General features: G+C 37.5%; 20 protein-coding genes and 1 pseudogene. 11 read left to right on the top strand and 10 right to left on the bottom strand.

All coding sequences use genetic code 11. The features are described from left to right. Positions 1 to 562 precede the first annotated feature (562 nt). From ANA_RS10115 to ANA_RS10105, 3 genes are all read left to right on the top strand, one after another. Positions 563 to 1,894, top strand: a complete 1,332-nt coding sequence (locus ANA_RS10115) for a serine/threonine-protein kinase (RefSeq protein ID WP_015079971.1) — start codon at positions 563 to 565, stop codon at positions 1,892 to 1,894. A gap of 594 nt (positions 1,895 to 2,488) precedes the next feature. Beyond that, positions 2,489 to 2,755, top strand: a complete 267-nt coding sequence (locus ANA_RS10110) for a ribbon-helix-helix domain-containing protein (protein ID WP_015079970.1) — start codon at positions 2,489 to 2,491, stop codon at positions 2,753 to 2,755. Beyond that, positions 2,752 to 3,045 carry a type II toxin-antitoxin system RelE/ParE family toxin gene (locus ANA_RS10105; RefSeq protein ID WP_015079969.1) on the top strand — a complete coding sequence of 98 codons (294 nt, stop codon included), beginning with the start codon at positions 2,752 to 2,754 and terminating at the stop codon, positions 3,043 to 3,045. Before ANA_RS10110 ends, ANA_RS10105 begins: the two co-directional genes overlap by 4 nt. Positions 3,046 to 3,223: 178 nt before the next feature. On the opposite strand, the gene ANA_RS10100 is transcribed toward ANA_RS10105, so the two are convergent. Continuing rightward, positions 3,224 to 4,072 carry an Rpn family recombination-promoting nuclease/putative transposase gene (locus ANA_RS10100; protein WP_015079968.1) on the bottom strand — a complete coding sequence of 283 codons (849 nt, stop codon included), beginning with the start codon at positions 4,070 to 4,072 and terminating at the stop codon, positions 3,224 to 3,226. A gap of 542 nt (positions 4,073 to 4,614) precedes the next feature. Here ANA_RS10100 and ANA_RS10090 point away from each other — a divergent pair. Then, entirely contained in the window at positions 4,615 to 5,958 is a 1,344-nt protein-coding gene (locus tag ANA_RS10090) for a protein kinase domain-containing protein (protein ID WP_015079967.1), read from the top strand. 3 nt (positions 5,959 to 5,961) lie between these two features. Here ANA_RS10090 and ANA_RS10085 read toward each other — a convergent pair whose 3' ends face one another. From ANA_RS10085 to ANA_RS27580, 3 genes are all read right to left on the bottom strand, one after another. Next, on the bottom strand, positions 5,962 to 6,633 hold the full coding sequence (locus ANA_RS10085) for a hypothetical protein (protein ID WP_235081777.1): 672 nt from the start codon (positions 6,631 to 6,633) through the stop codon (positions 5,962 to 5,964). A gap of 101 nt (positions 6,634 to 6,734) precedes the next feature. After that, positions 6,735 to 8,027 (bottom strand): FGGY-family carbohydrate kinase, encoded by a 1,293-nt coding sequence (locus tag ANA_RS10080; RefSeq protein WP_015079965.1) that lies wholly within the window; start codon positions 8,025 to 8,027, stop codon positions 6,735 to 6,737. Then, complete coding sequence (locus tag ANA_RS27580; RefSeq protein WP_235081776.1) at positions 8,005 to 8,262, bottom strand: hypothetical protein; 258 nt, start codon at positions 8,260 to 8,262, stop codon at positions 8,005 to 8,007. Before ANA_RS27580 ends, ANA_RS10080 begins: the two co-directional genes overlap by 23 nt. 82 nt (positions 8,263 to 8,344) lie before the next feature. Between ANA_RS27580 and psaM the strand changes: the two genes are divergently transcribed. Both psaM and ANA_RS10065 read left to right on the top strand, forming a co-directional pair. Beyond that, positions 8,345 to 8,440 (top strand): photosystem I reaction center subunit XII, encoded by a 96-nt coding sequence (gene psaM / locus ANA_RS10070; RefSeq protein ID WP_006196319.1) that lies wholly within the window; start codon positions 8,345 to 8,347, stop codon positions 8,438 to 8,440. Between the two features lie 243 nt (positions 8,441 to 8,683). Beyond that, positions 8,684 to 9,094, top strand: a complete 411-nt coding sequence (locus ANA_RS10065; protein WP_015079964.1) for a slr1601 family putative cell division protein — start codon at positions 8,684 to 8,686, stop codon at positions 9,092 to 9,094. 142 nt (positions 9,095 to 9,236) lie between these two features. Here the strand turns inward: ANA_RS10065 and ANA_RS10060 are convergent, their stop codons facing one another. After that, positions 9,237 to 9,947: a tetratricopeptide repeat protein gene (locus ANA_RS10060; RefSeq protein ID WP_015079963.1), complete on the bottom strand. Its 711-nt coding sequence runs from the start codon at positions 9,945 to 9,947 to the stop codon at positions 9,237 to 9,239. Positions 9,948 to 10,271: 324 nt separating this feature from the next. Between ANA_RS10060 and ANA_RS26525 the strand changes: the two genes are divergently transcribed. Further along, on the top strand, positions 10,272 to 10,448 hold the full coding sequence (locus ANA_RS26525; RefSeq protein WP_158310520.1) for a hypothetical protein: 177 nt from the start codon (positions 10,272 to 10,274) through the stop codon (positions 10,446 to 10,448). Positions 10,449 to 11,041: 593 nt separating this feature from the next. Further along, positions 11,042 to 11,152 (top strand): annotated as a pseudogene (locus ANA_RS24470) (glutathione S-transferase family protein); the annotation flags it as partial. A 44-nt stretch (positions 11,153 to 11,196) separates the two neighbouring features. Here the strand turns inward: ANA_RS24470 and ANA_RS10055 are convergent. The 5 genes from ANA_RS10055 to cofG all read right to left on the bottom strand — a co-directional run bounded on the left by ANA_RS10055 (position 11,197) and on the right by cofG (position 14,820). Continuing rightward, complete coding sequence (locus ANA_RS10055; protein WP_015079962.1) at positions 11,197 to 11,688, bottom strand: YajQ family cyclic di-GMP-binding protein; 492 nt, start codon at positions 11,686 to 11,688, stop codon at positions 11,197 to 11,199. A gap of 72 nt (positions 11,689 to 11,760) precedes the next feature. Continuing rightward, entirely contained in the window at positions 11,761 to 12,177 is a 417-nt protein-coding gene (locus tag ANA_RS10050) for an MAPEG family protein (RefSeq protein WP_015079961.1), read from the bottom strand. A 137-nt stretch (positions 12,178 to 12,314) separates the two neighbouring features. Beyond that, positions 12,315 to 12,818 carry a hypothetical protein gene (locus ANA_RS10045; RefSeq protein WP_015079960.1) on the bottom strand — a complete coding sequence of 168 codons (504 nt, stop codon included), beginning with the start codon at positions 12,816 to 12,818 and terminating at the stop codon, positions 12,315 to 12,317. A 109-nt stretch (positions 12,819 to 12,927) separates the two neighbouring features. After that, a complete protein-coding gene (locus ANA_RS10040; RefSeq protein ID WP_015079959.1) occupies positions 12,928 to 13,770 on the bottom strand; it encodes a hormogonium polysaccharide biosynthesis protein HpsJ in 843 nt (280 codons plus the stop codon). An 81-nt stretch (positions 13,771 to 13,851) separates the two neighbouring features. After that, positions 13,852 to 14,820: a 7,8-didemethyl-8-hydroxy-5-deazariboflavin synthase subunit CofG gene (cofG, locus tag ANA_RS10035; protein ID WP_041457922.1), complete on the bottom strand. Its 969-nt coding sequence runs from the start codon at positions 14,818 to 14,820 to the stop codon at positions 13,852 to 13,854. 276 nt (positions 14,821 to 15,096) lie between these two features. Between cofG and psbA the strand changes: the two genes are divergently transcribed. The 3 genes from psbA to ANA_RS10020 all read left to right on the top strand — a co-directional run bounded on the left by psbA (position 15,097) and on the right by ANA_RS10020 (position 18,061). Continuing rightward, positions 15,097 to 16,179 (top strand): photosystem II q(b) protein, encoded by a 1,083-nt coding sequence (gene psbA, locus ANA_RS10030; protein WP_015078361.1) that lies wholly within the window; start codon positions 15,097 to 15,099, stop codon positions 16,177 to 16,179. Between the two features lie 146 nt (positions 16,180 to 16,325). Beyond that, entirely contained in the window at positions 16,326 to 17,558 is a 1,233-nt protein-coding gene (locus ANA_RS10025) for an AAA family ATPase (RefSeq protein ID WP_015079957.1), read from the top strand. Further along, a complete protein-coding gene (locus ANA_RS10020; protein ID WP_015079956.1) occupies positions 17,555 to 18,061 on the top strand; it encodes a hypothetical protein in 507 nt (168 codons plus the stop codon). The genes ANA_RS10025 and ANA_RS10020 overlap by 4 nt, the downstream gene beginning before the upstream one ends. Positions 18,062 to 18,084 lie beyond the last annotated feature (23 nt).

Here is an 18,084-nt window from a genome sequence, read left to right as displayed (position 1 = left end):
TATATGAGAAAAGGCAAATTGTATGCCCCCTTGGCAAGATCGGCAAGGATTCCCAAAATATCTTAATTCAGGACTTGACAAGGAGAAAATTTTAGTTTACACTAATGTTAGGAGTGGAAATCTGTCCGCGCATATATAGTAAACTTTTGGATTGTCTGAATCAGGATTTACAGGATTTTAGGACTTACAGGATGTTGGTTTGCGGTGGAGATTTTTGATTTTCAGTTTTTTATATGATTCTTGACATCAAGACTTGACAAGATGCGATAATTGGTTTACACTAATGTTAGGAGTAGAAATATATCCGCGCATATATAGAGTCAATTTTTAAACTAATAACTAAAGATCCCCGACTTCTTTTATCGGTGATTCTGTATCAAAATAAATTATCCTAGAAGTCGGGGATCTAAATCCTGTACATCCTTAAATCCTGGATATCCTGATTAAGACAATTAAACGCAGATGAACGCAGATAAACGCGGATGTTATACTAATTATTAATTTCTCTCCCAATCCTGTACTTCGACTTCGCTCAGTAACCAGACATCCTGATTCTGACAATATGCAAACCTGGACACCTAACACCCCACTACAGAACGGACAGTATATCATTAAAAGAGCGATCGGTGGCGGTGGCTTTGGTGAAACCTATCTTGCAGAAGATACAGAAGAAAACAGGTTGGTTGTGATTAAAACCCTCAACCGCGAACAACGCGAAAAACCAGACTTTGCGGAAAGACAAAAGAGGTTTAGAAAAGAAGCCTTAGATTTATCAAAATGCTATCATCCCCATATTGTCCAAGTTTACGACAATTTTCCCGAAGATGGACTTTGGGCTATTGTCATGGAACACATTGACGGTGATGATTTAGCAGCTTATGTGGAAAACTACACGGCTGAAAATGGTTACTTGTCAGAAACCGAAGCTTTGCGCTACATTGACCAAATCGGACAAGCTTTAGAATGTGTTCATGAACGGAAACTTTTACACCGAGATGTGAAACCCAATAATATTTTGTTGCGACGGGAAAGCAAGGAAGCGGTATTAATTGATTTTGGGTTAGCGCGGGAATTTCAACCTGGTAAAATCAGAAGCATGACAGCGACGAAAACAGAAGGTTATGCACCGATAGAACAATATCAACGGCGTGGAGATTTTGGTTATTATACAGATGTTTATGCTTTAGCAGCGACATTATATAGTTTATTAACGAATAGAGTTCCCATTCCTGCTAATTATCGCGCTGAGGAAGATGTTAAGTTATCACCACCGCAAAAATATAATCAGCAGATTAGCGATAAAGTAAATGCTGCTATTCTCAAAGGCATGGAGTTAGAACCTGTAAACCGTCCCCAAACTGTGCGGGAGTTTCGGGAAATTTTGGGTTTAATAAACCAAGAGGTAGAATTAAAATCATCCTGTGGAATGGACTACAGACAACTGCGTGACTTCCTCGCACAAGAGAAATGGCAGGAAGCAGACAAGGAAACAGCAAGGGTAATGTTAGCAGTTGCGAAGCGGGAAAAGGAAGGTTGGTTAAATGTTAAAGATATTGATAATTTTCCTTGTGCAGACCTGCGAAGCATTGACCAATTGTGGGTAAAATACAGTAATGATAAATTTGGGTTTTCTGTTCAGAAGCGTATTTATCAAGGTTTTGGGGGAACGAGAGAATATAACTCTGAAATCTGGGAGAAGTTCGGGGACAAGGTAGGATGGAGAAAAGAAGACGATTGCTTATACTACAAAAATATTACTTTTGATATAAAAGCAGCAAAAGGACACCTCCCTGTGTTGTTTTGGGACGAGGATTATTTTTGGGGGGTGGTTGATTGGTATTGGTTGTTGCGGTGGAGGGTTTGCTTGGTTCTTCTCTCGCGTCCAGACTTGTAACTTGTAGCATTTAAGGATTACAGTAAATTATTAAGTCTGAATCAGGATGTCCAGGATTAAAGGATTTTCAGGATGGTAATTTTTAGATGGTTTGTTGGTGATGAAAGTTGTATTTGTCAGAATCAGGATAACTGGTTACTGAGCGAAGTCGAAGTACAGAATTAAAGGATTAACAGGATATTATTTTGAAATGTTTGATTTACAATATAATATTTTAAATTTCTAAATTATTAAAGAATATTTATTGAATATGTAATCATCAATTTTAAAATTGAAAACATGAGAGTTAAACCTTCAAATACCCACCAAAAATCATCCAATAACATCCTGAAAATCCTCAAATCCTGGATATCCTGATTCAGACAAATAAAAATCACCAACTCCCCACCAAAAATCATCCAACAACATCCTGTAAATCCTCAAATCCTGGAAATCCTGATATGGCTAACGCCACGCTACGCTATCAGACAAATAAAAATCACCAAATCCCCACCAAAAATCATCCAATAACATCCTGTAAATCCTCAAATCCTAGACATCCTGATTCAGACAATTACGTTTATAATGAAAATTATCAGTTATAGGAAATAGACAATGAATATTACCCTAAAACCAGAACAAGAACAGTTTATTCACAACCAGTTAGCTCAAGGGAGATTTCCTAATGCTGAAGCAGTCATTAATCAAGCTCTAGAACTTTTACAAGAAAAACAACGAGAATATGAAGACTGGGTAGAAGATGTGAAAATTAAAGTTAATGAAGCCGCAGCAGAACTAGAACGAGGGGAAGGAGTTCCTTTAGAAACAGTTGTTGAACAGATACAGGCAAAATTTCGTCATGCGCGAGAGGAGAAAAAATGAATCAATGTTTGATTTCACCTCTAGCAATTCGAGATTTAGATAGCATTTCTGAATACTTTTTAAACAGAAATATTGAAGCGGGAGAAATACTCTTTCAAGATTTCACAAAAAAGTGTGAAAAATTACTGCAATTTCCTAATATGGGACGCAGTTACGAATACATAAGACAGGGAATGCGTGGACTTCCTTTAAATGGTTACATCATTTTTTATCAAGTTGTTGATAATAATGTGGAAATTCTTAGAGTCGTAAATGGTCGTCAAGATTTAGAAGCTTTATTTGCAGAATAGGATAGTTTATTAAATGAGAATCTTGATCATCAATCAAATAATATCTAAAAAATTCCCCACATCACAAAAATCCTGACATCCAAAAAACTTCAACGCAAACGAACATCCTGTAAATCCTAAAATCCTGGATATCCTGATATGGCTACGCCACGCTTCGCTATCAGACAATTAAATAAACCTACTTGTCTATCTCAGATTCTAACCATGTTTTCAAGTCATTAATATCTGTAAAATCCAACAATGCTTCTCCCAGCTTTTCCAGTTGTTCTATATTCAAACTGTTGATATTTTCGATGTAAATATCTTTCAATTTTCCAAATCTTTTCGATAACTGACGTATCAATAAAATCATCTCACCATCTTGTCTACCTTCTTCTCTCCCTTCCTGCTTGGCTTCTTGATATACCCTTGTTTGCTTAATATCACTCACTAAAAACATTGCTTCTATCTCCTGACGGCTTAATTGTGAAAATTTGGACAATAAAACAGTCTCCAACAATTCTATAATACCTTGTTTTTCTCTGTCATTCTCAACTTCTGTCTTAGTTCTGTCCAAGAGAGCTTTAACTAATTCCGGTGCTTGTGCTTCCTTACTGACAATTAACTCAATTAACCCCATACCAATTGAACCTGGTAGTAATTCATCTAAATAAATTCGTTTAATTCTCCCACTATTAATAAATTCTTGTTGATAAGCAGTCAATTCTCCTACATCTAAACTCCGTTTCGCAAATAAAGCTACTGCTTGCCAATCTTGTACAGGTTTAAATTGATTAAGATAAATGTTGATTTCGGCGATTAATTCCCAGTAAAAGTCCGGTTTTAGTTGAAATTGCACTTCTACAAAATAGATGGGTTTTTCTACACTATCTGCCATAAAAATTCCATCAAATCGAAATGCTTTTTCTTTCACTTCCACAGAGGTAAATTTATAATCTGTGGCGTTTTCTGTAGGTTCTCCCAGAATTTCAAATAATAGGGTGTGAAAAGTGAGGAAGATTTGATAAAATATTGTGTCTGTGTGCATTATTCCTGATTTTGAAATTTCTTATTACTTATTTATCTGCTGATTTTAACCATCTTTCCCAGTTCTCCATCTACTGTAATTGCATCTTCATTCTCAGATACGAGATAACGTCTTGGTATTTTGGTTATGAGGACAAATTTTATTTTCTTATTTCCCTGCTTGGAGGGATTTATTTGGGAAATAATTATCTTGATAAATAAAAACTCTATATATATGGGCGCACACTTTCCCACTCATATCATAAGCATACCCGAAACTCGGAACACTGTCAACCCCCCTAGCTGAAATTACCAAAACTCGTTAGATTATTGATAAAATTCTCAATAATAATGAGAATAAACCCCCAATAATTGAGAATGTTCTTTTTTGCCAAAATCCCATACAAATAACTTATATCTTAATAACAAGATCCCCGACTTCTTTGATTAATGTTGTGATTTATCAATATTTAATTTAGAAGTCGGGGATCTAAATCGGTTGAACAAAAAAAGCACAACCCTACTATAATATTTATGGAAAACTTAAATAATCAACTATAAAAAATGCCATCTACCGTTACCCTCACCATTACTACAGGGAAACTTTCAGGAAAACAATATATATTTGATAGCCGCAGCAGTTGTATTATCGGTAGAGGTGAAGATTGCAATTTGCAAATTGCTGATAATATTGATATGACAGTTTCCCGCTATCATTGCTTATTAGATATCAATCCTCCTGAAATGAGAATCCGTGATTTAGGGAGTTTAAACGGTACGATTGTTAATGATAAAAAAATCGGACAAAGGAAAGCGGGTGAATCTCCAGAAGAAGCATTAAAGGCAATTTTTCCCGAATATGATTTAGTCAATAATGATCAGGTAGCGGTAGGAGATATTATTTTTGATATTAGTACAGAAATAGAACTGGAAAAACAGAAAACTCCTTATATTCCAGTCGAACAAGAAAATAATAAACCGAACTTTTTTGAAATTATTAAAAATCTCCTAAATTTAGCAAATCAAGGTAATCAAAATCTCCAGAAAATTTCTAATTATCAGATTATAAAATCTTTAGGTGAAGGTGGATGTGGAGAAGTATTTTTAGCTGAACATATCCCCACTAGAAAACGGGTAGCACTAAAGTTAATGTTGCCTAAAGTCGCGGCTAAAGAACTGGGTGTAAAAATGTTTTTGCGAGAAACAGAAAACACTAAATATTTACAACATCCTCATGTGGTGAAAATGTTAGATCATGGCTATGCAGAAAATACCTTTTTCTTCACAATGGAATATTGCGAAGGTGGGGATGTTTGGGATTTGATGGAGAAATTAGGAGGACGTTTACCTGTTAATATAGCTGTTGATATTATTCTGCAAGTTCTTGACGGGTTAATCTATACCCATAATGTTGAAGTTCCTTGTGTGAAATTAGCAGACGGAAGACTAGGAAAAGGAAAAGGTTTAGTACATCGAGATTTAAAACCGAATAATATTTTTATCACCAATATCAACGGTAAAATGGTGGCGAAAATAGGAGATTATGGATTATCCAAAGCTTTTGATTTAGCAGGTTTAAGTGGACACACTTTCACAGGTGCGAAAATGGGGACTCCTGCGTTTATGTGTCGTCAACAATTACTAGATTTAAAAAATTCCTTACCAGAGGTTGATGTGTGGGCAAGTGCTGCTTGTTTATATAATATATTAACGGGATATTTCCCCCGTGATTTTGTCGGTGAACCTTGGACTTGTGTGCTAAGAAAGGAGGCTGTCCCCATTCGTCAACGTGATAGTAGTATTCCTGAAAAATTAGCAGAAGTGATAGATTTGGCTTTAACAGAAAAGCCAAAAATTTATTTTCAAACTGCGGCTGAGTTTAAAGCAGCGTTGTTAAAATGTGTTTGATTCTTAAATCTTAGTAACTTGAGGATCTAAAACAATGCGTGTACCAGTGATATCTACATGATAAGTCCAAAACTGGCTTTTAACTTTGACAATTACTTCCCAACCTTTAATGGGAGCAAAATTCTGGGTGCAGACTTCACCAAAATTAAAAACGCAGGAATTACTAAAAGTTTTCTGAATTGACTGGGTAATTTTCAAAGAACTTACTGCTAAACCAGAACGTTTAGAAGCATTACTCAAAACCGCATTAGCAATTTTTTTCGGTAATTGATTACTGCTAATTTTCGGATCTAGAAGAATTTGTGAACCGGATTTATTCACATGATAAGTCCAAGATTGTTCTTTGACTTGCACAATTACAATCCAACCGGGAATAGGATTATATTCCCTTGTGCAAACTTCCCCAAATTGAAAATTACAGGGATTGCTAAAAATAGTAGATGTAACTTGAGTAATTTGCAAATCAGAAACTTTCACCCCAGAAACTCTAGCAGCATCCCTTAGCAATTTTTGAGAAATAGATTTAGGTAAAGTATTGTGGTTTAATTGTGACTGTTCGGGATTTTTAGCATTTGCAGATGTACTATTTTCAGTGACATCTAAACCACAGGCAAACAAGCTGGTAATAATCAAACCAAAGACCAAGATTTGCGGAAACTTGAAATTGTTATACATTTGGGAAACTAGCTTAGTGATTAGATTCATAACCATATAAATTAACAATTGAATACTGAATTAAACTTAACTTTACAACTTATAAATAATTCTTTCCCTCCTCATTCCTCCGCGTCCTCTGTGTCCTCTGTGGTTCGTTTTTCTATTAATTTATTCCCCATTGCCAAAAGTGCCGTTCCATAAGCTGCTTCTGTATTAATTGATGAAACAATTGGTACTTTTAAACAACGTTGACGAATAGATGTCCAAGTAGAATTAGCAGCACCACCACCGGCAGTATAAATATGAGTTAAAGGATCTGCACCTAGATTTTGTAATAGTTCATATCCTCTAGTTTCTATTCTAGCCATACTTTCTAATAAACCATGTAGAAATTCTTGAGGTTGATCTGGACGTGGTTCTAGTCTGGGTAATAATTGGGGATCATTAATGGGAAAGCGATCGCCTGGTTTCAATAATGGATAATAATCTAACACACTGGCTTGAGTTGGATCAATTTCCGCACTTAACCTCACCAACTCAACATCGCTGAAAAAATGCTTCAAAATAGCACCACCCGTATTGGATGCACCTCCAGTCAACCACAAATCTCCTAAACGATGGCTATAAATTCCATATCGCGCATCTTCGATTCTATGCCGACTTAAAAGTTTTAGTACCAAAGTTGAACCCAGCGAAGTTACCGCTTCCCCCGGAAATTTAGCTCCACTGGCTAGAAAAGCCGCAATACTATCTGTTGTGCCAGCAACCACTAAACAATCGCCTTTAAAGCCAAAATCGGCCGCAATCTGGGGAAGTAATTCACCAATGGCTGTACCCGGCGCTAAGACTTGCGGTAACTGGAGGGGAATTTCTAGCTGTTCCAACCATGCTGGATATTGCAATTTTTCCACGTCATAACCCAATTTTAAGGCGTTGTGGTAATCGCTAATACCTAACTTTCCATGCAAGAGAAATCCCAGCCAATCGGCTTGATGCAATAAATATCTGGCTTTTGCAAAGGAAGGTAATTCTTGCATCCAGAGGAGTTTCGCTAGACTAGATGTAGCACTTAATACAGTGTGATTTGCTGGCGCAATCCTGCTCAATCGTTCTAAAACCACTGCACCCCGACCATCATTGTACAATAGTGGCGCGTCCACAGGCTTTCCAGCCCCATCAGTCAGTAAAATAGTGGAAGAAGTCCCATTAATAGCGATCGCTCCGATTTCCCCCCTTAACACCCCCGGAATTTGCCCTAATAGACTCCATAAAGCCTGTTGCCAACATTGAACCCAATCAACAGTCCCAACCTGCCAACAATGGCGCATTTCGGACAGAATCCGACCTTCTTCATCAATTACCACACCCCGTGCGCCAGAAGTACCAAAGTCAATACCAAGCGATAAAGTCATAAATTAAGGGAAGTAGGGGAGGTAGGGGAGGTAGGGGAGGTAGGGGAGGTAGGGGAGGTAGGGGAAGTAGGGGAGGTAGGGGAAGTAGGGGAGGTAGGGGAAGTAGGGGAAGTAGGGGAAGTAGGGGAAGTAGGGGAAGTAGGGGAAGTAGGGGAAGTAGGGGAATATTTCTTCCCAATGACAACGGACAATGAACAACTGACAAATCCCCAGTTTTTGTTGCATCTTGTAACAAGATGTTTCCTTATTTTGGCAAAACAGGGAAAAGTAGTAAACGGAGTCTTGAAAATCAAGTTCAACTTAGGAGGATTTCCATCATGCCTATCTCAGATACCCAAGTTTACATTGCATTAGCTGTAGCGCTAATTCCAGGAATTCTAGCTTGGCGTTTAGCTACAGAACTATACAAATAACACCAGTGTAACGCTGTTACAGGTGCTTAATCCATAAGTAGGAGTAGATTTCAAATACTTGTAGTTCTAAACTATGGGAATTTTAGGAATCGCCCCTACTTTACTAGGTAATATTTTATTCATCTTCATACTTGTATAAATTTCCAGAAAATGGAGTAATATGGCAGCTAAATTAAGCCGCAATTAGCACCTGTTTGCTTTTGACGGTAATTACCGTAAATCAGCGAGTTTTTTGTTAGCACCATGAATGCGTTTCAACCATCTAAACCTCCTCTACAGCCCGTAGAACAACGCCGAACTGTACCCAGACCTAAACGACATTTACGCCAACGTGCTTATCAAATAATGGCACTGGAAACTACAGCCAAAGTAGCAGTTAATATAGTTATTAGTGCAGCAGCAGTATCTGCTTTAGTACAATTATTACCTTATCATTGGTCACAACAGGATAAGTTGCGAACAGTTCGTACCGAAGTAAAAGTTATGGAAGGGCGTGTGCAAAACTTGCAGACAGAATTTAGCCGCAACTTTGATCCTGGGGAAGCTAAAAGTATTATGCAACAAAAATCATTTCGCTTTGACCCTAATCAGCGTCCAGTTATATTGATGAATCAAGAGCAGACTGGAACGGAACAATCTAACTCAGCACCATAAAAGTGCAGAAAATATATTAATCATCACGGTTATTAGGGTGACTACCAAATGATACAACTTTATATTTAGTCATGAAACTCAAATTTTTGAGTCAGTTTTACAAATTGAATGCCTAAAACTCTGAATTAAGCCATCTACTAAATTAGTCTTCAAAAAAGAGCAACTCGTTTAACCAGTTTTCGATTTGTAACCGTAAGCGATAACCGGAAACATCTTGATGATTTAAAGATGGTAGTTCTGCCAATGCGCGACGATAATTCGCAATTGCACAATTCCAATCACCCCAGAGATGATAAGTCCGTCCCTGTTCCGCCCAAATGTTGCCTTTGAGTTGACCAAACAGCATGGCAATTTCTAAGTTTTCAATAGCTTCTGCATAGTCTCCCAAGTCGCGTAAAGTAATACTACGATTAATCCAAGCCCGAACATGATGGGGATTTAGATCCAATGCTTGTTCATAATCAGCCAATGCGGCTGTTAATTCACCACAAGCAGCGTAATAATTAGCCCGATTATTGTAGGCACTAGCTAATTTAGAATTTAAATCCAAGGCTTTGTTATAATCAGAGATAGCTTTTTGGCTATCACCACTTTGAAAATAAATCAGCCCTCGGTTATTGTAATCGACCGCATTTTCGGGATGATGGTCAATCAGGTGACTTAACAGTGCGATCGCTTTAGTATAATCCCCTTGTTGTGCTAACTTCAAAGCACAAGAGCGTAAATAACGTTCTTCCAACATTGATTCATTACCATCCTGTAACGGCGCACATTGATGACAAGGATTGTTTTGATCAGAAAGACATACTTGATTGTTTTGAATACCAGAATTTAAAAAAGAGTGCTTATTCATACTTTGCCTATTTGGTTTACTTGGTTTGTCAAATAAAGTTACAGTTTTTGTGTCCTAATGACTCTAGGATGATTGAAGGACGTGGATTTTACATCCAACAACAGATGAGCCATAAATCTAATAATGTATACTTCATACCCAAGTTCAATTCCCGAATCAGTAAAATTCTGAAGAATTGAAGTGTAAATTTTAATGATCAGGGGAAGAGGGAAGAGGGAAGAGGTAATAGGCAATAGGCAATAGGCAATAAGAGTTTTACCAATGACAACGGACAACTAACAACTAACCAACCCCTATTTACCAATTCTAGAAGAGACATTTCTCATGACAACAATAATTGCTTATGCTGATGCTACCGCCCTCAATACCGATGACTATATTGTGCTTTGTTTAGCTACGTGCTTATATAAAGAAGATGGGGAAGTGGATCAAATTGAAGTGATAGAACCCATTCCTTCAGCCGCATTAGAAGCTATCTGTAAACAAATTCCCACATCTTAAATTATTCGATAGAGCGCAAACGGGTACTAAATGCGGCTAGAATTGTCACCTAAAAATTTTTAGGATTTTTAGGTGTTATACTCAAAACGGCTTGATTGTTTGATTCTAAACGTAGGGGTTTAGCACTGCTAAACCCCTACACATCTGGGTTCTTTGTCATTTGGCAAAAGTTTAAATCTCACCCGTGTTTAGTATAATGTCTTTTAAGCCGGGGATGAAAGCTACAAGAGGGGATTTATCCCCCAGCGACCTGTGCTATACTACTTGTAACAGGAAAGGTAATCAACCTGTATAAAAACCTAACTGCCTAACGGTAATCTGTACCTTGACAATTAAATCTATGTGGTTCTACTGCATTGTTCTAGTTTCCTTCTAGCAGTAGGTAAAAGATTTATAGGGACTAGACGAATCAGGATTTTGAAACTTTCTCGTTTCAAGTTAAACAGGACTTGCAATAATGCAACTACGGTCGGGCAGACCGAAAGTTAACGCTTGGGGAGAGTCCCACCTCTGACCTAGATAACGCAAGGAGTCTAGTTTAAGTGGTCTCGTTGAACCAAGAATCCCCGTGTCTTTAGACCGGGGAGTGTCAAATTCCGATTATGCTCAAATTAGATTTGAGTGCTTACCCAGCAGTCGTGAATTATATTCAGTCTATATCTGAACGTCCGGCATTTCAAAAAAGTATTGGGGGACGGAAGTAATTGACAATTAATAATTGACAACTGTTAGTTGTCAATTATATTTTCTAGCGATAATTTGTAAATTGCAAAGCGACGGGGAAATCTTCTTGTTTAAGCCGTTGAATCACGAGTTGTAAGTCATCTTTTGATTTAGCTATTACCCGCACAGAGTCACCTTGAATTGAGGCTTGCACCTTTTTAATTTCGTCCCGAATTATCTTAGAAATTTGTTTAGCAATTTCTTGGCTAATGCCTTTTTTCAGGGTAATTTCTTGACGAACACGGCTACCGCTGGCAGATTCAACTTTGCCAAATTCAAAGATTTTTTGAGAAAGATTCCGCTTGGCGGCTTTTTCTCGGAGAATGGTGTGGACAGATTCTAAGGTAAAGTCGCTGTCAGTACCAACGGTAATTTTTTCTTCGCTTAATTCGATTGTGGTTTTAGTATCTTTAAGATCGTAACGGCTTTTAACGTCTCTGATGACTTGATCAATAGTATTAACTAATTCTTGTCTATCAAAGTCGCTGACGATATCAAAGGAAAAAGAAGCAGCCATAAATAAAATTGGTAATTGGTAATTGGTAAGAGAGAAGAGGCAAAATTAAAAATCCTTATTCCCTCAGCTTAATTATTTAACTTGCATGAGACTGAGGAAAAACAGAGTTCCCGAACTAAAAGAAGCAATACCAAACATGAGTGATCTTAACAAAGGTATATTTGCAATATAGAAAATAGAGTATAGCAAACGAGCAATCAGAAAAGCGATGGCTGCATTCACTCCTTGGGGAGAATTCACTCCAGTGACATAAGCCATTAGTGCGGCTGCGGCAAAAACCATAAACGCTTCAAAGGAGTTTTCATGGGCCCATGTTGCCCGTTGGGCATAGGGAGGCAACTTGTCAAACATGGCGCGAGGTGCAGACAAATCATATCCTACTTGCACTCTAGCAAAAGCTACTAATAAATAGGGTAGATAAATGAGAATAGCCGCAACGACAATAGAGGATAAAAAAATAGCAGGTACTGGTAATAGAGATAAAGACATTCAACTAATTTAATAGGGTACTTGGTCAGGTATTGATCATTTTTGTCAATGGATAAGGGGTAATTTAGTGAAATCATTACCCTTTACCCAATGATTTTCCATCTCTATCATTAGCTTTGCAAAAACTGCCGTTCACTCTAGTCAAAGTAGAAGAGTGTTACCACTTTTCGCTGGTCTTCGGCATCACTACAAGTTTGTAGCAAAGTGCGACTATCGTGAAATGCAAAGCAGATTAGTTGTTGACAACGAGAGACGATTTCTTTGTTACATAGGTAACTCGCTTCAGCTAGGGACAAGTTATCATTACTGGGGTTTTCCACTAAGTGCATAACCTGTTCTAATTGCTGGCGCGATTCTTGGGGTTGACGTTCCAAACTTTGGGGTAAAATAACCGTGAGTAAGTTGGGATCAGCCTTGGTTGCGCCCCGGATGGCCGCAGAGTTTGTGCCTGTAGCACCAGAAGTAATGATGCGGTTGCCCGATAGAATCAGGGCATAAGTCATCATTTCAATGAGGTTCTGATGGGTAATTGGCACATGACGAGAACCTAGCAAGGCAATCCGCTTGGAACCTGTTTGCTGGATGGTTGCTAGTTCTTGGGCTAAGGTATCGAGTTTAATAGTATCTATTGACTGACTCAAAGATGAAGATCATGAGATTAAACAACCTAGACATTCTACCAAACAGCGTGTACATAGGATACTAACCAGGGTTACATTATTATTTGTTAGCAAATTACTAAGGAGCTACTCAACCTCTAGAACTACTTTTGGAAATACCCATACCTCTTAATCCCCTCCAGCCGATGACGATATAACCAATTGACAATAATAAACTATTAATACCAGTTCGCAATTCCTTCCAGGCATCTTCCTGGGTTTTCTGCAACTGTTGTTGTGTTTGAGTCTGAATTTGGTTAAGTCTTTGGGTTGCTAGTTTTTGAGGGTCTGTTTGCTGGGCGATAAAATTATCAAGAGAGTTAAGATTTGTTTTATACTGCTTGAGTAGATCCTTCTGTGCCTCAGGTAATTGACTATCGCTAAGTGCCTGATTATACTTTTTGTCATCCTTAACCAGTTCATTTAGCTGGGTTCTGAGTTGCTCTTTTAATGCAGCGCGTTGTTTCTCTACAGATGCTTTTACCTGATCATTACCAAGTTGATTTTGGAGTTGTGCTAATTGATTTTTCACTTGGGTTTCTGACTGTTCCGCTTCTTTCTCAATCCGTGCTAACCCCTCTGCCTTTAGTTGATTGACGTTACTCAGATGTAGGGGAAAAATCAACAAAAATATCAGTCCTAACAAACTAGAGAGGATAAAAATTGGCAATTTTAGACCAGAAGACGAGGAACGACTACTTTCACTAGATCCACTAGATTTACCAACCCAGTATGCAATTAGAATTGTTCCCAGACCAAGCAATGGTACAATACCCTGATTTACAAGACTTCTGCACAAGTTAATTTGCCAGAGTTTATCTGTAAATTGCAAAGGGAATAATAAAAATAGACAGTCTACAGAAAAGAACAATATACAGATTATACCTATTAACTGGAGCAAGAAGGATGTGTTAGAGGATGTATTAGTAGCCATATTGGTTTACAGTGTGAATACATTAAATTAATTAGCATATTTAATGTTACAGGATTACCCAGTAAGCGTAAAGCTCAGTGTCTAGAGCTTAAATCTTTCTCGCCATTCTTCTACATTTTGTCGTAAACCTGCACCCAACCAATCATCAAACTGGGGATACAGTGGTAAACGTGGTACTAACTCCCAGCCCCCAGATTTTAAGATGTTTCTGAGTTCCTGTTCCTGTAAATGGGGATAATCAGGATTAACTTCATCCTTGGGACTTATTCCCCCTAAATCCCTCGCTCCAGCGGCTATACAAGCAAGTAACCAATTTTCATCTTTAACTAAATTCGGGGGAATCTGGATTGTAATGTCTGCTGGTAAAATTTCCCGCACTTTGGCGATAATTTCTGGTAATTGATGAGGGTTAAATGGTGGTGCGTCAAAGGTTTGCACCGTTCCGGGGCTGTGGGGTTGGAGAATTACCTCTTGAATATGATGGTAATGTGCATGAGATTCAGAAATAGCCGCTAACGTCTCCCACCAATCTGTCTCTGTTTCCCCTATTCCTAAAAGTAACCCTGTGGTGAAGGGGATTTTTAGCTCTCCTGCCCATTGTAATTGTTGCGATCGCACTTGGGGCAATTTACTTGGTGCATGACGATGGACTGTACTTAATAGTTTTGGTGTCAACTGCTCCAACATTAACCCCATGGACACATTCACCGTTTTCAGTTTTTGCATTTCTACCCAACTCAGTGGACCAACATTGGTATGGGGTAAAAATCCCATGTCTATTGCTAAGGCACACAAATCATAAATTCGCTCAAACCAAGCTTCCCGTCGGGCTGAATGGGGATGGACTTCACCGCTCAAGATCAGGATTTCACAGACATTTTGTTGTTTAAGTTGTAAAAAAATCTCTTTAGCTTCCCCAAGAGTCAACCAAGGACTTTTACCCGGTTCAGTGCGGAAATTGCAATAAGAACAGCGGTTAAAGCACTCATAAGTGGGAACAATAGTATAAGCAGGGCTATAGGTAACAATATTTTGACTAGATAGAGACATATATAGTAGGGAGCAGGGTCTGCGTCCAAAAATGCAGGGGTTCATGAATGAAGTAGGGAGTTGCGTTCCCAGAAAATCAGAAATTATCACAAAAATAATTAATGCCTGAAACCCCCAGCCTGTCTACAATATAACCTTCTCTATGACCCAACTTACAAGATTTATTAAAAAATATTCCGAAAACCCCTTTACAAATCGAAACATATCGCTTAATATAAATTCATGAGGTAGAAACACCTACCGAAACATACATAACTCAAACGCAATTATAAACACATGACAACTACCTTACAACAGCGCGAAAGTGCTAACGTATGGAATCGCTTCTGCGAATGGATCACCAGCACTGACAACCGTTTATATATCGGTTGGTTCGGAGTATTAATGATCCCTACCCTCCTCGCTGCAATTACTTGCTTTGTAATTGCATTTATCGCTGCTCCTCCCGTGGACATTGACGGTATCCGCGAACCAGTTGCAGGTTCTCTACTCTACGGAAACAACATCATCTCCGGTGCAGTAGTTCCTTCCTCCAACGCTATCGGTTTACACTTCTACCCTATTTGGGAATCTGCTTCTTTAGATGAGTGGTTGTATAACGGCGGTCCTTACCAGTTAGTAGTATTCCACTTCTTGATCGGCGTATTCTGCTACCTCGGTCGTGAATGGGAACTTTCTTACCGCTTAGGAATGCGTCCTTGGATTTGCCTAGCATTCTCCGCACCTGTAGCTGCTGCTACCGCAGTATTCCTAATCTACCCAATCGGTCAAGGTTCATTCTCAGACGGTATGCCTTTAGGTATCTCTGGAACGTTCAACTTCATGATCGTGTTCCAAGCAGAACACAACATCTTGATGCACCCCTTCCATATGTTAGGTGTAGCTGGTGTCTTCGGTGGTTCTTTGTTCTCTGCAATGCACGGTTCACTCGTAACTTCTTCCTTGGTTAAAGAAACAACCGAAAACGAATCACAAAACTACGGTTACAAATTCGGTCAAGAAGAAGAAACCTATAACATCGTTGCTGCTCACGGTTACTTCGGTCGCTTGATTTTCCAATACGCTTCCTTCAACAACAGCCGTCAACTACACTTCTTACTCGCTGCATGGCCTGTAATTGGTATCTGGTTCACAGCTTTGGGTGTTAGCACAATGGCTTTCAACTTGAACGGTTTCAACTTCAACCAATCTGTCATGGATTCTCAAGGTCGTGTTATTGCTACCTGGGCTGACGTAATCAACCGCGCTAACTTAGGTATGGAAGTAATGCACGAGCGTAACGCTCACAACTTCCCTCTAGACTTGGCTGCTGCTGATGTTGCTCCTGTTGCTTTAAGCGCTCCTGCTATCAACGGTTAATAACTAGAGTCTAGTTAAATAAAAAACGCTCTCCACGAGGGGGGCGTTTTTATTATGAAAAATAAATTATTGTTAATCAGATTTTGAATTATAATGTTTTTACTAGAAAAGGAAAACGAAGTAAATACAGCAAATAAAGATGATATATGAGTCAAATAAAAGTTAAAAATTTCGGACCAATTAAGTCGGGTTTTGCAGAAAATAATGGATTTATAGACATTCGCAAAATTACTGTTTTTATCGGTAATCAAGGAACGGGAAAAAGTAGTATTGCTAAACTAATTTCAACATTAAGTTGGTTGGAAAAACAGTTATATCGTGAAAATTTAGAAATAAATGATGTTACAAGCAATAAAAGATTTTTTAATACGTGCTTTAAATATCAAAACTTAAAAAATTATTTTTTACCAGAAACAGAAATAGAATATCGTGGTAATGCCTATATTTTTAATTATGTCAATGGAAAATTATATGGTTTACGTAATAATAGTCAAAAGTATATTCTGCCAAAAATTATGTATGTACCAGCAGAGAGAAATTTTTTTAGTGTAGTTAAAGGGGCAGAAAAATTAAAAAGATTACCTCAATCATTATCTACTTTTTTTGAGGAATTAGAGCGTTCACAACAGGAATTATCAGAAAGTCTGACTTTACCAGTGGGTGATGTAAAGTTGGAATTTGATAAAATTAATAGTAGTTTAAATATTCTAGGACAGGATTATAAATTAAATATTTCCGAATCTTCAAGCGGGTTTCAGTCTTTTATTCCTTTGTTTTTAGTTTCTAGAAATATTGCGTTGTCTATTGGTCAAAATAAAGATTCTTCCCAAAGTGAATTGAGTGGAGAAGAACAACAAAGATTAAAAATAGAAATTGAAAAAATCCTCTCCAATGATAATCTTTCTGAGGAAGTTAAAAAAGCTGCTTTAGAAGTATTATCTTCTAAATATAAAAATGAATGTTTTTTAAATATTGTTGAAGAAATAGAACAAAACCTGTTTCCAAAATCGCAAAAAGACGTTTTATATAAATTATTAGAATTTGCTAACCTTACAGAAGGTAATACACTAATTCTCACTACCCACAGTCCTTATATTATTAATTATCTGACATTAGCAATAAAAGGATATAATGTTTTACAGAAAATTTTAGATTTACCAAACAGCAATTTACTCAAAGCACAACTAGAAAATATTGTTCCTCAAACATCTTGTGTATCTGATGAAGATTCAATTGTATATGAATTAACAGAAAGTGGAGAAATTATCAAACTTTCCACTTATGAAGGATTACCTTCTGATGAAAATTATCTCAATACTTTCTTAGCAGAGACTAATAACCTTTTTGATGATTTACTAGAAATTGAGGAACAAATATGAGTATAAATTTTTTTGATGCTAATTGTCAAAGTCAGATAAATCAGCCTAAATTTGGGCTGTGTGATGATCCACCACCTTTAGAAAATCCTGCTTATATTGACACTGTTGATTGTAGCAAATGGATTGCTATTGTTGAGAATACTCAAGAAATAGAGGTGATATTTACCGCTATTGATAAATGTATTGAAATTCTCAGATCAGATGGTAAAATGGATAGTCGTTGTGATGGTATGCTTACTTACAACAATAGTATTATTTTTGTGGAATTAAAAGCCAGAAAGTATACAAATAGTGTTTGGATAGATGATGGAGATAGGCAACTTAGAAAGACAATTGCTGTCTTTATTAATCATAATGATTTAGCTATTTATAAATCTAAAATGGCATATATAGCTAATAGTAAAAAGCCACAATTTCCATATTCACACAAAGAGAAAATGCAAAAATTTAGAACTGATACTGGTTTTAGATTAATCATTCAAAACACTATAAAAGGTTCCTAGATTGAATTGTAACTTTATCAACC

This window comes from Anabaena sp. 90 (assembly GCF_000312705.1).
Lineage (GTDB): Bacteria > Cyanobacteriota > Cyanobacteriia > Cyanobacteriales > Nostocaceae > Dolichospermum > Dolichospermum lemmermannii.
This window is presented reverse-complemented; position numbering and strand designations above follow the sequence as displayed.

Excerpts from the sequence above, each read along its gene's own strand:
- ANA_RS10115 (WP_015079971.1), top strand. The coding sequence starts at position 563 with ATGCAAACCTGGACACCTAACACCCCACTACAGAACGGACAGTATATC.
- ANA_RS10110 (WP_015079970.1), top strand. The coding sequence starts at position 2,489 with ATGAATATTACCCTAAAACCAGAACAAGAACAGTTTATTCACAACCAG.
- ANA_RS10105 (WP_015079969.1), top strand. The coding sequence starts at position 2,752 with ATGAATCAATGTTTGATTTCACCTCTAGCAATTCGAGATTTAGATAGC.
- ANA_RS10100 (WP_015079968.1), bottom strand. The coding sequence starts at position 4,072 with ATGCACACAGACACAATATTTTATCAAATCTTCCTCACTTTTCACACC.
- ANA_RS10090 (WP_015079967.1), top strand. The coding sequence starts at position 4,615 with ATGCCATCTACCGTTACCCTCACCATTACTACAGGGAAACTTTCAGGA.
- ANA_RS10085 (WP_235081777.1), bottom strand. The coding sequence starts at position 6,633 with ATGTATAACAATTTCAAGTTTCCGCAAATCTTGGTCTTTGGTTTGATT.
- ANA_RS10080 (WP_015079965.1), bottom strand. The coding sequence starts at position 8,027 with ATGACTTTATCGCTTGGTATTGACTTTGGTACTTCTGGCGCACGGGGT.
- psaM (WP_006196319.1), top strand. The coding sequence starts at position 8,345 with ATGCCTATCTCAGATACCCAAGTTTACATTGCATTAGCTGTAGCGCTA.
- ANA_RS10065 (WP_015079964.1), top strand. The coding sequence starts at position 8,684 with ATGAATGCGTTTCAACCATCTAAACCTCCTCTACAGCCCGTAGAACAA.
- ANA_RS10060 (WP_015079963.1), bottom strand. The coding sequence starts at position 9,947 with ATGAATAAGCACTCTTTTTTAAATTCTGGTATTCAAAACAATCAAGTA.
- ANA_RS26525 (WP_158310520.1), top strand. The coding sequence starts at position 10,272 with ATGACAACAATAATTGCTTATGCTGATGCTACCGCCCTCAATACCGAT.
- ANA_RS10055 (WP_015079962.1), bottom strand. The coding sequence starts at position 11,688 with ATGGCTGCTTCTTTTTCCTTTGATATCGTCAGCGACTTTGATAGACAA.
- ANA_RS10050 (WP_015079961.1), bottom strand. The coding sequence starts at position 12,177 with ATGTCTTTATCTCTATTACCAGTACCTGCTATTTTTTTATCCTCTATT.
- ANA_RS10040 (WP_015079959.1), bottom strand. The coding sequence starts at position 13,770 with ATGGCTACTAATACATCCTCTAACACATCCTTCTTGCTCCAGTTAATA.
- cofG (WP_041457922.1), bottom strand. The coding sequence starts at position 14,820 with ATGTCTCTATCTAGTCAAAATATTGTTACCTATAGCCCTGCTTATACT.
- psbA (WP_015078361.1), top strand. The coding sequence starts at position 15,097 with ATGACAACTACCTTACAACAGCGCGAAAGTGCTAACGTATGGAATCGC.
- ANA_RS10025 (WP_015079957.1), top strand. The coding sequence starts at position 16,326 with ATGAGTCAAATAAAAGTTAAAAATTTCGGACCAATTAAGTCGGGTTTT.
- ANA_RS10020 (WP_015079956.1), top strand. The coding sequence starts at position 17,555 with ATGAGTATAAATTTTTTTGATGCTAATTGTCAAAGTCAGATAAATCAG.